This window comes from Enterobacter genomosp. S (assembly GCF_001631805.1).
Classification (GTDB): domain Bacteria; phylum Pseudomonadota; class Gammaproteobacteria; order Enterobacterales; family Enterobacteriaceae; genus Enterobacter; species Enterobacter quasihormaechei.
This window is the reverse complement of the sequence record NZ_LVVA01000001.1, coordinates 511,578-525,321: the sequence shown is the minus strand read 5'-3', so window position 1 is coordinate 525,321 and position 13,744 is coordinate 511,578. Positions and strand designations below refer to the sequence as shown.

The window sequence follows — 13,744 nt, the reverse complement described above, 5'->3', positions numbered from 1 at the left end:
TTGTAGGTCGGGTAAGGCGAAGCCGCCACCCGACTTTTTACTGACTACACACCTCACATCCCGGATTGCGCATCAGCTTCATCTCACGGAACTGGCAGGTCATCGCGTCGTACATAACGATTTTACCCGCTGCCGGGGTGCCGTAATGCGTCAGCACCTTAATCGCCTCCATCGCCTGCAACGAACCAATCACGCCGACGAGCGGCGCCATCACGCCCGCCTCGACGCAGGTCAGCGCATTCTCGCCAAACAGACGGCTCAGGCAGCGGTAGCAGGGCGCTCCCTCAGCGTAGGTGAAAACGCTAATCTGCCCCTCCATGCGGATGGCCGCGCCGGAAATCAGCGGCGTTTTATGGGCAAAGCAGCCCGCATTGAGCTGGTTGCGAATGGCGACGTTATCGGTGCAGTCCAGCACCAGGTCATGCTGTGCAATCTGCGCAAACAGCGCGTCTTCATCCAGCAGGGCGTCAATCAGGGTGAACTGAACGTTGGGATTGATGCGCGCCAGCGCCGTGCGTGCAGATTCCACTTTTGGCTGACCAACCGTCGCGTCGCAATGCAGCGTCTGGCGTTGCAGGTTGGACACCGACACGGTATCGAAGTCCAGCAGCGTCATGCGGCCGACACCCGTAGCAGCCAGGTATTGCGCCGCCGCGCAGCCAAGCCCCCCAAGGCCCACAACCAGCACGCTGGCCGCCTTGAGCGCCTCCTGCCCCTCGAAATCAAACCCGCGCAGCACAATCTGGCGGTTGTAGCGCATCATCTCCGTGTCGCTCAGCTCCACCGTCATGTCAGCCTCCGAACAGGTGGTTAAAGCGTTCCACTTCAACCCATTCGCCCGCCTCGACGTGGCCGCGCTCGCGCTCCAGCACGATAAAGCAGTTTCCCTGGCTGAAGGAGCTAAAGATATGCGAACCCTGATGCCCGGTGGTGCTCACTTCCAGATCACCGTCGGCGTTGCGCGCCAGAATACCGCGCTGGAAATCGAGACGACCCGGTGATTTTTTCAGGCGCGTTGCCGCCCGCACGCGCAGACGTTCCGGCAGCGGGCTGGCATTGTTGCCCGACAGCTTCGCCAGCAGAGGGATCACCAGCTGGTAGAAGGTCAGCGCGGCGGAGACCGGGTTACCCGGCAGGCCGCAGAACCAACTGTGCGGAAGCTTGCCAAACGCGAACGGTTTGCCCGGTTTAATCGCCAGCTTCCAGAAGGCGATTTCGCCCAGCTCTTCAAGCAGGGTTTTGGTGTAATCCGCTTCGCCAACCGATACGCCGCCGGAGCTGATGACCACGTCGGCGGATTTGTCCGCCTCGATAAACGCCGCGCGCAGTTTTTCCGGGTCGTCGGGAATGATGCCGAGGTTAATCACCTCGCAGCCCAGTTGCTCCAGCATCAGGTGTACCGCCAGACGGTTAGTGTCGTAAATCTGCCCCTCGTGCAGCGGCTGGCCCGGAAGCTGAAGCTCGTCTCCCGTGGAGAACACCGCCACGCGCACTTTGCGGACAACGTCAATTTCCGCGATGCCAAGCGATGCCAGCACCGGCAGCTCAGCGACCGTCAGTTTTTTCCCGGCGGCAAAGACCGTCGCGCCGAGGGTAATGTCTTCCCCGGTACGGCGTATATGCTGTCCGGCTTTGACGCTGGCGGTAAAACGCACGCCGTCTTCCGTTTGTTCGGTCTCTTCCTGCATCACCACCGCTTCACAGCCCTTTGGCACCGGCGCGCCGGTCATGATGCGCACGCAGGTGCCTGCTGGCCATTCGCCGTTGAACGGCTGCCCGGCAAACGCTTTACCCGCCACCGGCAGCGGCTGACCCGTTTGCAGATCCGCCAGACGTACGGCATAGCCGTCCATCGCCGCGTTATCGAACCCCGGCACGTTCATCGGCGAGACGATATCGCGCGCGGCAATACGGCCAAAACAGCGCACAAGCGGCAGCGTCTCAACGTCGTGCAGTGGGGTAATGCGGTCAAGCATCTGCGAGAGTGCCGTCTCAAGCGGCATCAGTCCGGCGGTCAAATCCATGGTGGGCTCCTGCGGAGTAACAACGAAAGCGCTCATTATGGCAGAAAAGTGCGGCTAACTGTATGACCCGATGGGTGTACGCTTTACATCACAGTTGCGTCTTTCTATATTCAAAAATCATCTGAAGATTCGTCGACGATAATGATATTTATAGAAAAAGCAGCCAGCCAGGCTGATGGGTGATGCGAAATGAGTAAAGCGGTTATCGCAATTCATGGCGGTGCCGGGGCAATCACCCGTGCACAGCTCAGTCCCGAGCAGGAGAAGCGTTACATTGATGCGCTGAACGCCATCGTGGAAACAGGCCAGCGCATGCTGGAAGCGGGCGACAGCGCGCTGGATGTGGTCACCGAGGCCGTGCGCCTGCTGGAAGAGTGTCCGCTCTTTAATGCCGGAATAGGTTCGGTCTTTACCCGGAATGAAACCCACGAGCTGGATGCCTGCGTGATGGACGGCGTCACCCTGAAAGCGGGGGCGGTGGCGGGCGTGAGTCGCCTGCGCAATCCCGTGCTGGCGGCGCGTCTGGTGATGGATCACAGCCCGCACGTTCTGCTGGCGGGCGCTGGGGCGGAAAAATTTGCCGTTGAGCACGGAATGGAACCGGTCTCGCCCGATCTTTTTTCCACCGAGGAGCGTTACCGACAGCTGCTGGAGGCCCGCACTGCGGGGATGACGCAGCTGGACCATGCCGCGCCGCTCGATGAGCGCAGCAAAATGGGCACGGTTGGCGCGGTGGCCCTGGATAAAGCCGGCAACCTCGCTGCCGCGACGTCAACGGGCGGCATGACCAACAAACTTCCCGGACGCGTGGGCGACAGCCCGCTGCCGGGGGCAGGGTGCTACGCCAATAACGCTACCGCGGCGGTGTCGTGCACCGGCACCGGCGAAGTGTTTATCCGCGCGCTGGCGGCCTACGACATTACCGCGCTGATGGATTACGGTGGCTTAAGCCTGAGCGAGGCCTGCGAGCGGGTGGTGATGGAAAAGCTACCGGCGCTGGGCGGGGAAGGTGGCTTAATTGCCGTGGATCGGGAGGGTAACGTGGCGCTGCCATTCAACAGTGAAGGGATGTACCGGGCGTGGGGATATGCCGGCGATGCGCCCAGCACAGGCATCTATCGTGAATAAGGGGGCATTGCGTGCCGCACAGTGAAGAGCTGGACAGCCGGGAAGTGTTGGCTGTTCATCAGCTGAATATTGCCTTTCAGGAAGAGCGGCAGATTATCCCGGCAGTCCAGAATTTATCGTTTTCGCTCAATCGCGGCGAAACGCTGGCGATTGTCGGCGAGTCCGGTTCCGGTAAATCCGTCACCGCACTGGCGCTGATGCGTCTGCTTGAGCAGACGGGCGGGCAAATCACCAGCAAGCAGATGCTGTTGCGCCGCCGCAACCGTCAGGTTATCGATCTTAACGAGCTGAGCGCGTCCCAGATGCAGGGCGTGCGCGGGGCGGATATCGCGATGATCTTCCAGGAGCCGATGACCTCGCTGAACCCGGTCTTCCCGGTGGGCGAGCAGATTGCCGAGTCGATTCGTCTGCATCAGGGGCTGAACGGCGATGAGGCGCTCGGCGAAGCAAAACGGATGCTGGAGCTGGTACGGATCCCCGAGGCGCATACGATGTTGTCCCGTTATCCGCATCAGCTCTCGGGCGGCATGCGCCAGCGGGTAATGATTGCGATGGCGCTGTCGTGTCGTCCGGCGGTGCTTATTGCGGACGAACCGACCACGGCGCTGGATGTCACCATTCAGGCCCAGATCCTGCAACTGATCAAGGTGTTGCAGCAGGAGATGGAGATGGGGGTGATATTCATCACTCACGATATGGGGGTGGTAGCGGATATTGCCGATCGGGTGCTGGTGATGCATCAGGGCAATGCCGTAGAAACCGGCACGGTGGAGCAGGTCTTTCATGCGCCGGTGCATCCCTATACCAAAGCGCTGCTGGCGGCGGTCCCGCGTCTGGGCGCGATGAATGGCAGTGATTATCCGCGCCGTTTTCCGCTGATGTCACAGACCGAGCCGGGCCAGCAGGAAGACGAAACCGAGCAGAATACGGTGGTTCCCGGCAGGCCGATCCTTGAAGTGCGTGACCTGGTGACCCGTTTCCCGCTGCGCAGCGGCATCCTTAATCGCGTGAAGCGAGAAGTGCATGCGGTTGAAAACGTCAGTTTTGACCTCTGGCCGGGCGAAACGCTGGCGCTGGTGGGGGAGTCCGGCTGCGGTAAATCCACCACCGGGCGGGCGCTGCTCAGGCTGGTTGAGTCGCAGGAGGGGAGCATCACCTTCAACGGTGAGCGTATCGATACTCTCCCCAACGGTAAATTGCAGGCAGTGCGGCGGGATATTCAGTTTATTTTCCAGGATCCGTATGCGTCGCTCGATCCGCGCCATACGGTGGGGTACTCGATTATGGAGCCGCTGCGGGTGCACAACCTGCTCGACGGTGAAGCCGCGCAGCGCCGCGTCGCGTGGCTGCTGGAGCGCGTGGGCCTGAAGCCGGAGCATGCCTGGCGTTATCCCCACGAATTTTCCGGCGGTCAGCGACAGCGTATCTGCATCGCGCGGGCGCTGGCGCTGAATCCAAAAGTGGTGATTGCGGATGAGTCCGTTTCGGCGCTGGATGTCTCTATCCGCGCGCAAATCATCAATCTCCTGCTCGATTTACAGCGGGATTTAGGCATTGCGTTTCTGTTTATTTCCCACGATATGGCGGTGGTTGAGCGGATCAGCCATCGCGTGGCGGTGATGTACATGGGACAAATTGTTGAAATCGGCCCCCGTCGGGCGGTGTTTGAAAACCCGCAGCACCCGTACACCCGCAAGCTGATGGCCGCCGTACCGGTTGCCGATCCTGAGCATCGTCACGCCCAGCGCGTGCTGTTGCAGGACGACATGCCGAGCAATATTCGTAAACGGGGCGAAACCCTGGAGCGCGTGGCGCTGCGTGAGGTGGGTCCCGGTCATTTTGTCGCACCACCGCGTCAGGGCAATGCATTCTCGCGGTTATAACTTACAACAGGCAGGAGAACACAATGGTTCCTTTTGTTGCTCGTAAATGGCTGCTGGCCGCGAGCGTGACGGCTGCGCTGGCCGCCGCTCCCGCGTTCGCGGCGAAAGACGTGGTGGTGGCGGTGGGGTCTAACTTCACGACGCTGGATCCGTATGACGCTAACGACACCCTTTCCCAGGCGGTGGCAAAATCCTTCTATCAGGGACTGTTCGGCCTGGACCGGGAGATGAAGCTGAAAAACGTGCTGGCGGAAGAGTATACCGTGTCGGACGATGGGCTGGTCTATACCGTTAAGCTCCGCACCGGCGTGAAGTTCCAGGACGGCACCGACTTCAACGCCGAGGCGGTTAAGATCAACCTGGACCGTGCCAGCAATCCGGAGAACGGTCTTAAGCGCTACAACCTGTATAAAAATATCGCCAGCACCGAGGCGGTTGACCCGACGACGGTGAAGATCACCCTGAAAGAGCCGTTCTCGGCGTTTATCAATATCCTTGCTCATCCCGCGACGGCGATGATTTCGCCCGCCGCCCTGAAAAAATACGGCAAAGAGATTGGCTTCCACCCGGTGGGAACCGGGCCGTACGAACTGCTCACCTGGAACCAGACCGATTTTGTGAAGGTGAAAAAATTCGCCGGATACTGGCAGCAGGGGCTGCCGAAGCTGGATACCATCACCTGGCGTCCGGTCGTGGACAACAATACCCGTGCCGCGATGCTGCAAACCGGCGAAGCGCAGTTTGCCTTCCCGATCCCTTACGAACAGGCGGCGCTGCTGGCGAAAAACAGCAAGCTGGAGCTGGTGGCCAGCCCGTCGATAATGCAGCGCTACATCAGCATGAACGTCACGCAGAAACCGTTCGATAACCCGAAGGTGCGCGAAGCCATCAACTACGCCATTAACCGTCAGGCTCTGGTGAAGGTGGCCTTTGCCGGTTACGCCACTCCCGCGACGGGCGTGATGCCGCCAGCCATCGAGTATGCGCAGAGCTACCAGCCGTGGCCGTACGATCCGGCGAAAGCGCGGGAGCTGCTGAAAGAGGCGGGCTATCCGAACGGCTTTAGCACCACGCTGTGGTCGTCGCATAACCACAGTACCGCGCAGAAGGTGCTGCAATTTACCCAGCAGCAGCTGGCGCAGGTGGGCATTAAAGCCAGGGTCACGGCGATGGATGCCGGACAGCGAGCGGCGGAAGTAGAAGGCAAAGGGCAGAAAGAGAGCGGCGTGCGGATGTTCTACACCGGCTGGACGGCTTCAACCGGCGAAGCGGACTGGTCCCTGTCGCCGCTGTTCGCTTCTCAGAACTGGCCGCCAACGCTGTTCAACACCGCGTTCTACAGTAATCCGCAGGTGGATAAGGATCTGGCCGATGCCCTGAAAACCACCAAACCGGAAGAGAAAGCGCGCCTGTACAAAGAGGCACAGGACATTATCTGGAAAGAGTCGCCGTGGGTGCCGCTGGTGGTGGAAAAACTGGTCTCAGCCCACAATAAAGCGCTGACCGGTTTTTACATCATGCCGGATACGGGCTTTAGCTTTGACGACGCGGATCTAAAATAAAACTCATGCTGAATTATGTTTGTAAACGCCTGCTGGGGCTTATCCCGACGCTGCTGATTGTGGCCGTGCTGGTGTTTTTGTTTGTCCACATGCTGCCCGGCGATCCGGCGCGGTTGATTGCCGGACCGGAAGCGGATGCCACGGTTATCGAACTGGTACGTAAACAGCTCGGTCTTGACCAGCCGCTGTACAGGCAATTTCTGCGCTACATGGGCAACGTCCTGCAAGGCGACTTTGGCATCTCAATGGTGTCGCGTCGTCCGGTGTCCGAAGAGATAGCCAGCCGCTTTATGCCGACGTTCTGGCTCACCCTCGCCAGCATGGGGTGGGCGGTGATATTTGGCCTGGGCGCCGGGATTATCGCCGCCGTCTGGCGTAACCGCTGGCCGGATAAGCTCGGGATGGCGCTGGCGGTCACCGGCATCTCTTTCCCGGCGTTTGCGTTGGGCATGCTGCTGATGCAGATTTTCTCCGTTGAGCTGGGCTGGCTGCCGACCGTTGGGGCCGACACCTGGAAGCACTACATTTTACCCTCCATGACGCTTGGCGCAGCCGTTGCGGCGGTCATGGCCCGGTTTACCCGCGCCTCGTTTGTGGACGTGCTGAGCGAAGATTACATTCGCACTGCGCGGGCAAAAGGGGTCAGCGAGAAATGGGTTATTCTGAAGCACGGTTTTCGTAACGCGATGATCCCGGTGGTGACGATGATGGGGCTACAGTTCGGCTTTCTGCTGGGCGGCTCTATCGTGGTTGAGAAGGTCTTCAACTGGCCGGGGCTGGGGCGCCTGCTGGTCGACTCGGTCGATATGCGCGACTATCCGGTGATTCAGGCTGAAGTCCTGCTTTTCTCGCTGGAGTTTATTCTTATCAACTTAGTGGTGGATGTGCTCTACGCCGCCATTAACCCGGCCATCAGGTATAAGTAAGATGCGATTACTGAACTGGCGTCGCCAGGCCATTTTTAACGCTATGCCGGGGATCAGACCGGATCATATTCGTACGCCGTGGGGGGAGTTCTGCCGGCGATTCCGTCGTCAGCCCGTTGCGATGGTTGCCGGGTTGTTTGTGTTACTGCTGATCCTGGTGGCGATCGTCGCCCCCTGGATAGCCCCGTTTGATGCGGAAAACTACTTCGACTACGACCGTCTGAACGATGGTCCGTCGATGATGCACTGGTTTGGCGTGGACTCGCTCGGGCGCGATATTTTCAGCCGCGTGCTGGTTGGGGCGCAGATCTCGCTGGCGGCCGGGGTCTTCGCGGTGCTGATGGGCGCCGTGATTGGCACCGTGCTGGGGCTGGTGGCCGGGTACTACGAAGGCTGGTGGGACCGCATCATCATGCGCATCTGCGACGTGCTGTTTGCCTTTCCCGGTATTTTGCTGGCGATTGCCGTGGTGGCGGTCATGGGCAGCGGCATGGCGAACGTTATCATTGCCGTGGCGGTATTCTCGATTCCCGCTTTCGCTCGCCTGGTGCGTGGCAACACGCTGGTGCTTAAGCAGCAGACTTTTATCGAGTCGGCGCGCAGCATGGGGGCCAGCGATGCTACTATCCTCTTCAGCCATATACTGCCGGGCACGGTATCGTCCATCGTGGTCTATTTCACCATGCGCATCGGCGTGTCGATTATCTCGGCGGCCAGCCTGTCGTTTCTGGGGTTAGGTGCGCAGCCGCCGACGCCGGAGTGGGGCGCGATGCTGAACGAGGCGCGGGCCGATATGGTGATTGCGCCGCACGTGGCGATCTTCCCGAGCCTGGCCATTTTCCTGACCGTGCTGGCGTTTAACCTGCTGGGCGATGGGCTGCGCGACGCGCTGGATCCGAGGATTAAGGGGTAGTGCTGTGGAATGTGCCGGGTGGCGGCTACGCCTTACCCGGCCTGCAAAAGAGGTGTGGGGAAATTAAACCCGGCTGCCCCACAAATCATACTCGTCGGCGTTTTCGACCTTCACGCGAATAATATCGCCCGGCTTGACGTTGGTTTCCCCGTTCAGGTACACCGCGCCGTCGATTTCAGGCGCATCCGCCATGCTACGGCCAATCGCGCCTTCTTCGTCCACTTCGTCGATAATGACCAGAATTTCGCGGCCCACTTTCTCCTGCAAGCGTTCAGCAGAAATCTGCTGTTGCAGCTGCATAAAACGGTTCCAGCGCTCCTCTTTGACCTCTTCCGGTACCTGGTCTGCCAGCTCGTTGGCCGTTGCGCCTTCAACCGGGCTGTACTTGAAGCAGCCCACGCGGTCCAGACGCGCTTCTTTCAGGAAGTCGAGCAGCATCTGGAAATCGTCTTCGGTTTCACCCGGGAAGCCGACAATAAAGGTAGAACGCAGGGTCAGATCCGGGCAGATCTCACGCCACTGCTTGATGCGCGCCAGCTGGCGGTCAACGGAGCCAGGACGCTTCATCAGCTTCAGAATGCGCGGGCTGGCGTGCTGTAGCGGGATATCCAGATACGGCAGGATTTTGCCTTCCGCCATCAGCGGGATCACATCGTCAACGTGTGGGTAAGGGTAGACGTAGTGCAGGCGCGTCCAGATCCCGAGCTTAGCCAGCTGCTCGCACAGGCCGACCATGCTGGTTTTCACTGGCTCGCCGTTGTGGAAACCGGAGCGGTGTTTGACGTCCACGCCGTAGGCGGAGGTATCCTGGGAGATGACCAGCAGCTCCTTCACGCCCGCGTCGGCCAGGCGTTTGGCTTCGGCCAGCACCTCGCCAATCGGACGGCTGACCAGATCGCCACGCATCGACGGGATGATGCAGAAGGTGCAGCGGTGGTTGCAGCCTTCGGAAATTTTCAGGTAGGCGTAGTGGCGCGGCGTCAGCTTCACGCCCTGTTCTGGCACCAGGCTCAGGAACGGGTTGTGCTTTGGCTTTGGCACGTAGTGATGAACATGTTCCAGCACCTGCTCGTAGCTGTGCGGGCCGGTGATCTCCAGCACTTTCGGGTGCACTTCGCGGATCTGATCCACTTTCGCGCCCAGACAGCCGGTCACGATGACTTTGCCGTTTTCCGTCAGGGCTTCGCCAATGGCTTCCAGTGACTCCTGGACCGCGCTGTCGATAAACCCGCAGGTGTTCACGATCACCATGTCGGCGTTGTCGTAGCTTGGCACCACGTCATAGCCTTCGGTGCGCAGTTCAGTCAGGATGCGTTCGGAATCCACCAGGTTCTTCGGGCAGCCCAGGGAGACAAAGCCGATTTTCGGCGGGTGCGTAACATTGCTCATAGGTTAAAAATTCATCAATTATGGAGTTATCAGGGCGGGATTTTACAGCGTATCGCGGGGGATTTATACACTCTTGATGGCGCAGTTGAGTCGGGCAATCGTTGTAACATTGTAAAGAATGTTAACTAGTTATCGTTTATTGATCTCAGGCATTACACTGTACAAAAAATAACCTTACCCTTAACAGGGTAACAAGGCTGACAGAGGAGGTAATAGCATGTCCGTTGACAGACTGAAACGCGATCTGCTTAACAAGCTGATCAACGCCCGAATCGACCTGGCCGCCTACCTGCAACTCCGCAAGACGAAAGGGTATATGTCAGTCAGCGAAAGCGAAAATCTGCGTGATAACGTCTTTGAACTTTGCAATTTCATGCGTGAAAAAGCACCTGTCCTGAAAGCGCATTACGCTGAAAGCGAGCTGGCGGTAATGCGCCGCGCCGCCGAGGTGCTCTCCATCGCCGGGGTCTGTTTGATGAACGGACGTCACGACTGCCCGAATTTTATTGCCGTTAACGCGGAAAAGCTTGAAAACTGCCTGACCACGCTCTCTCTTTGCATCATGTGTCTGAACAAGCCTGAAACGCTTGCCCGCTACTGAACCCGGGGGAGGCAACTCCCCCTATTGATTAAGCTTTTGTAAAAGTGCTAACGCGCCCGGACGAAGTGGCTAATCTTTAAGCCATAAGCCGACAAAGGAGCGTGTTATGCCTCGATCTTCGCTGATTTTCCTGCCTGCATTGTTCTTTCCCGTTTCGCTGCTTGCCGCCACCGAGCCGGTAAAAGTGGAGGTTTTACAGACAAAACTGGATCACCCCTGGTCGCTGGCGTTTCTGCCCGACAATAAGGGGCTGCTGGTCACGCTAAAAGACGGGCAGCTTAAGCACTGGCAGGCAGGGAAAGGGCTCTCCGATCCGATTGTTGGCGTGCCGAAGGTCTGGGCGAGCGGCCAGGGCGGATTGCTGGACGTGGTGCTGGCCCCGGATTTTGAACAGTCACGGCGGATCTGGCTAAGCTTCGCCGAGGCAGGTAATGATGGAAAAGCGGGCACCGCGGTGGGCTACGGGCGGCTGAGCGATGACCTGTCGCGCATCGAAGGCTTCCAGGTGGTGTTCCGCCAGATGCCGAAGCTCTCTACTGGCAACCACTTTGGCGGACGGCTGGTGTTTGACGGTAAAGGTCATCTGTTTATTGGTCTGGGTGAAAACAACCAGCGCCCGACGGCGCAGGATCTGGATAAGCTTCAGGGCAAGGTGGTGCGCCTGACCGAAGACGGGAAAGTGCCGTCGGATAATCCGTTTGTGAATACCGCCGGTGCGCGCCCTGAAATCTGGTCCTATGGCATTCGTAACCCGCAGGGGATGGCGATGAACCCGTGGAGCGATGCGCTGTGGCTCAACGAACACGGACCTCGCGGCGGGGATGAAATCAATATCCCTGAGAAAGGCAAAAACTACGGCTGGCCTTTGGCGACGCACGGGATCAACTATAGCGGCCTGAAAATCCCGGAAGCGAAAGGCGAGCATGTTGAAGGCACCGAAAAGCCGCTGTTTGTCTGGAAAGTGTCGCCCGCCGTCAGCGGCATGGCGTTCTACAATAGCGACGTCTTCCCGCAGTGGAAAAACAAGCTGTTTATCGGCGCGCTGAAGGAGAAAGACGTCATCGTCCTGAACGTGGAGGGCAACACCGTGACGGAGGACGGGCGCATTCTTGGCGATAAAAATCAGCGTATCCGCGACGTGCGCGTCGGGCCGGATGGCTATCTGTATGTGCTGACCGACGAGTCGGACGGGCAGCTGTTGAAGGTCAGCCCGTCCGGTACGTAATCAGGTCACCGGGATCATCACCACGTTGCGATACGCCGGGCGCTCGCTTAGCTGCTGGGTCCAGCGCTCAAGGTGCGGGCGCGGGGTCCAGTTAAGCCCCATATTGGTCAGGTTCCAGACGAAGGGGGCGACAGCAATATCACCCACGCCAAACGCGTCGCCGGAGAACCAGGTATGCTTCGCCAGCTCGTCGTCCATCATTGCAAACAGCGACTCGCAGGCGTCCTGGGCGGCATGAATGGCGGGATAATCACGATCGGCTTCCGGCGTGCGGATAAGCCCCATCAGGATCACCCGGTGCGTTGGGGAAAGCGTCTGGTTTGCCCAGTCCATCCATTTTTCGCCCTGCGCGCGCTGGGCCGGATTTTCTACCCACAGCCGACCCTGACCGTACTGTGCGGCGAGGTAACGCACGATGGTGTTGGACTCCCACAGCGTGGCGTCTGTCTCATCATCGCGCAGCAGCGGCACCAGCCCGTTTGGGTTCATCGCCAGGTAGTCCGCGTCTTTATTCACGCCAAACTCCAGGCCCGCCATAACCTGCTTAAATGGTAAATCCAGCTCTTCCAGCGTCCACAGCACTTTTTTCACGTTGGTCGAATTGTTCCTGCCCCACAGCGTAATCATATTTACTCCCGATGAGATGTGAATCCGAGTCAGCTTTTCGCCATGGTGAGATAAACCTAACAATTACGCAACAGATGCTAAAAAAATCGCCGCAATCAAAGCGTATCTGAATGTTATTGCATAAACTTTAAAAACTTTACCTGGAACAGGTTTCTTTGAACGCTGTAGTGCGCTATTACTCATCGCTTCTTGCGACACGGTGATTGTGACGTGATTTTTAGAATGGACACTCGGGTGGCATTTATGACGCAAAAAACTTCCTCTCTGCGCAGCCTGGCGGCAGGCTCGGCGCTGCTTTTCCTTTTTGCCCCAACGCTCCACGCGGCGGAACAGACGGCGCCCGAAGCGCCGCCTGTCGATGCGCGCGCCTGGATCCTGATGGATTACGCCAGCGGGAAAGTGCTGGCGGAAGGTAACGCTGACGAAAAACTTGACCCGGCGAGCCTGACGAAAATTATGACCAGCTATGTGGTAGGCCAGGCGCTTAAAGCGGGCAAAATCAAGCTGGACGACATGGTCACCGTCGGGAAAGATGCCTGGGCGACCGGTAACCCGGCGCTGCGCGGCTCGTCCGTTATGTTCCTGAAGCCTGGCGATCGGGTTTCCGTTTCCGATCTGAATAAAGGGATAATTATTCAGTCAGGAAATGACGCCTGCATCGCGCTGGCCGATTACGTGGCGGGCAGTCAGGACTCTTTCATTGGTTTGATGAATGGCTACGCGCAAAAGCTGGGCCTGACCAACACCACCTTTAAAACCGTTCACGGCCTGGATGCGCCGGGTCAGTTCAGCACCGCGCGTGATATGGCGCTGCTGGGCAAAGCGTTGATCCACGACGTGCCGGATGAGTACGCCATTCATAAAGAGAAAGAGTTCACCTTCAACAATATCCGCCAGCCTAACCGTAACCGTCTGCTGTGGAGCAGCAACGTTAACGTGGACGGCATGAAAACCGGGACAACCGCAGGCGCGGGCTATAACCTGGTGGCTTCCGCAACCCAGGGCGACATGCGCCTGATTTCGGTGGTGCTGGGGACGAAAACCGACCGCATTCGGTTTAACGAATCAGAAAAACTGCTGACCTGGGGTTTCCGCTTCTTTGAAACCGTCACGCCGATTAAGCCGGATGCCACCTTCGTGAGCCAGCGCGTCTGGTTTGGGGATAAAAGTGAAGTGAACCTGGGCGCGGGTGAAGCCGGTTCCGTGACCATTCCACGCGGTCAGCTGAAAAACCTGAAAGCCAGCTATACCCTGACCGATCCACAGCTCACCGCGCCGCTGAAAAAAGGCCAGGTGGTCGGGACGATTGATTTCCAGCTTAACGGTAAATCCATTGAGCAGCGTCCGCTGGTAGTCATGGAAGCGGTAGAAGAGGGCGGCTTCTTTAGCCGGATGTGGGACTTTGTGCTGATGAAATTCCACGGCTGGTTTGGCAGCTGGTTTAGTTAAATTTTTGCCGGGTGGCG

12 protein-coding genes are annotated in these 13,744 nt (G+C 58.7%); 8 read left to right on the top strand and 4 right to left on the bottom strand.

The features are described from left to right. Positions 1 to 37: 37 nt before the first annotated feature. Together moeB and moeA are read right to left on the bottom strand one after the other, a co-directional pair. The gene (gene moeB / locus A3466_RS02510; RefSeq protein WP_063449257.1) at positions 38 to 790 is read right to left on the bottom strand and encodes a molybdopterin-synthase adenylyltransferase MoeB; all 753 of its coding nucleotides are present in this window, start codon (positions 788 to 790) and stop codon (positions 38 to 40) included. A gap of 1 nt (position 791) precedes the next feature. Then, positions 792 to 2,024, bottom strand: coding sequence for a molybdopterin molybdotransferase MoeA (moeA, locus tag A3466_RS02505; protein ID WP_063449256.1), 1,233 nt, complete (start codon positions 2,022 to 2,024; stop codon positions 792 to 794). A gap of 189 nt (positions 2,025 to 2,213) precedes the next feature. On the opposite strand from moeA, the gene iaaA reads away from it, so the two are divergent. The 5 genes from iaaA to gsiD are packed head-to-tail and all read left to right on the top strand — an operon-like array spanning position 2,214 to position 8,436. Next, positions 2,214 to 3,152, top strand: coding sequence for a beta-aspartyl-peptidase (gene iaaA / locus A3466_RS02500; RefSeq protein WP_063449255.1), 939 nt, complete (start codon positions 2,214 to 2,216; stop codon positions 3,150 to 3,152). Between the two features lie 11 nt (positions 3,153 to 3,163). Continuing rightward, positions 3,164 to 5,035, top strand: a complete 1,872-nt coding sequence (gene gsiA, locus A3466_RS02495) for a glutathione ABC transporter ATP-binding protein GsiA (RefSeq protein ID WP_063449254.1) — start codon at positions 3,164 to 3,166, stop codon at positions 5,033 to 5,035. 23 nt (positions 5,036 to 5,058) lie between these two features. After that, positions 5,059 to 6,597 carry a glutathione ABC transporter substrate-binding protein GsiB gene (gsiB, locus tag A3466_RS02490; protein ID WP_063449253.1) on the top strand — a complete coding sequence of 513 codons (1,539 nt, stop codon included), beginning with the start codon at positions 5,059 to 5,061 and terminating at the stop codon, positions 6,595 to 6,597. Positions 6,598 to 6,602: 5 nt separating this feature from the next. Then, positions 6,603 to 7,523 (top strand): glutathione ABC transporter permease GsiC, encoded by a 921-nt coding sequence (gene gsiC, locus A3466_RS02485; RefSeq protein WP_063449252.1) that lies wholly within the window; start codon positions 6,603 to 6,605, stop codon positions 7,521 to 7,523. A 1-nt stretch (position 7,524) separates the two neighbouring features. After that, complete coding sequence (gene gsiD / locus A3466_RS02480) at positions 7,525 to 8,436, top strand: glutathione ABC transporter permease GsiD (RefSeq protein WP_063449251.1); 912 nt, start codon at positions 7,525 to 7,527, stop codon at positions 8,434 to 8,436. 63 nt (positions 8,437 to 8,499) lie between these two features. Here gsiD and rimO read toward each other — a convergent pair whose 3' ends face one another. Then, complete coding sequence (rimO, locus tag A3466_RS02475) at positions 8,500 to 9,825, bottom strand: 30S ribosomal protein S12 methylthiotransferase RimO (RefSeq protein WP_063449250.1); 1,326 nt, start codon at positions 9,823 to 9,825, stop codon at positions 8,500 to 8,502. A gap of 217 nt (positions 9,826 to 10,042) precedes the next feature. Between rimO and bssR the strand changes: the two genes are divergently transcribed. Together bssR and A3466_RS02465 are read left to right on the top strand one after the other, a co-directional pair. Next, positions 10,043 to 10,426, top strand: a complete 384-nt coding sequence (gene bssR / locus A3466_RS02470; protein ID WP_063449249.1) for a biofilm formation regulator BssR — start codon at positions 10,043 to 10,045, stop codon at positions 10,424 to 10,426. 106 nt (positions 10,427 to 10,532) lie between these two features. Then, positions 10,533 to 11,651 (top strand): PQQ-dependent sugar dehydrogenase, encoded by a 1,119-nt coding sequence (locus A3466_RS02465; protein WP_063449248.1) that lies wholly within the window; start codon positions 10,533 to 10,535, stop codon positions 11,649 to 11,651. On the opposite strand, the gene A3466_RS02460 is transcribed toward A3466_RS02465, so the two are convergent. Then, positions 11,652 to 12,278, bottom strand: a complete 627-nt coding sequence (locus A3466_RS02460) for a glutathione S-transferase family protein (protein WP_063449247.1) — start codon at positions 12,276 to 12,278, stop codon at positions 11,652 to 11,654. Positions 12,279 to 12,521: 243 nt separating this feature from the next. Here A3466_RS02460 and dacC point away from each other — a divergent pair, with 243 nt between their 5' ends. Next, positions 12,522 to 13,727: a serine-type D-Ala-D-Ala carboxypeptidase gene (gene dacC, locus A3466_RS02455; protein WP_063449461.1), complete on the top strand. Its 1,206-nt coding sequence runs from the start codon at positions 12,522 to 12,524 to the stop codon at positions 13,725 to 13,727. Positions 13,728 to 13,744: the final 17 nt, after the last annotated feature.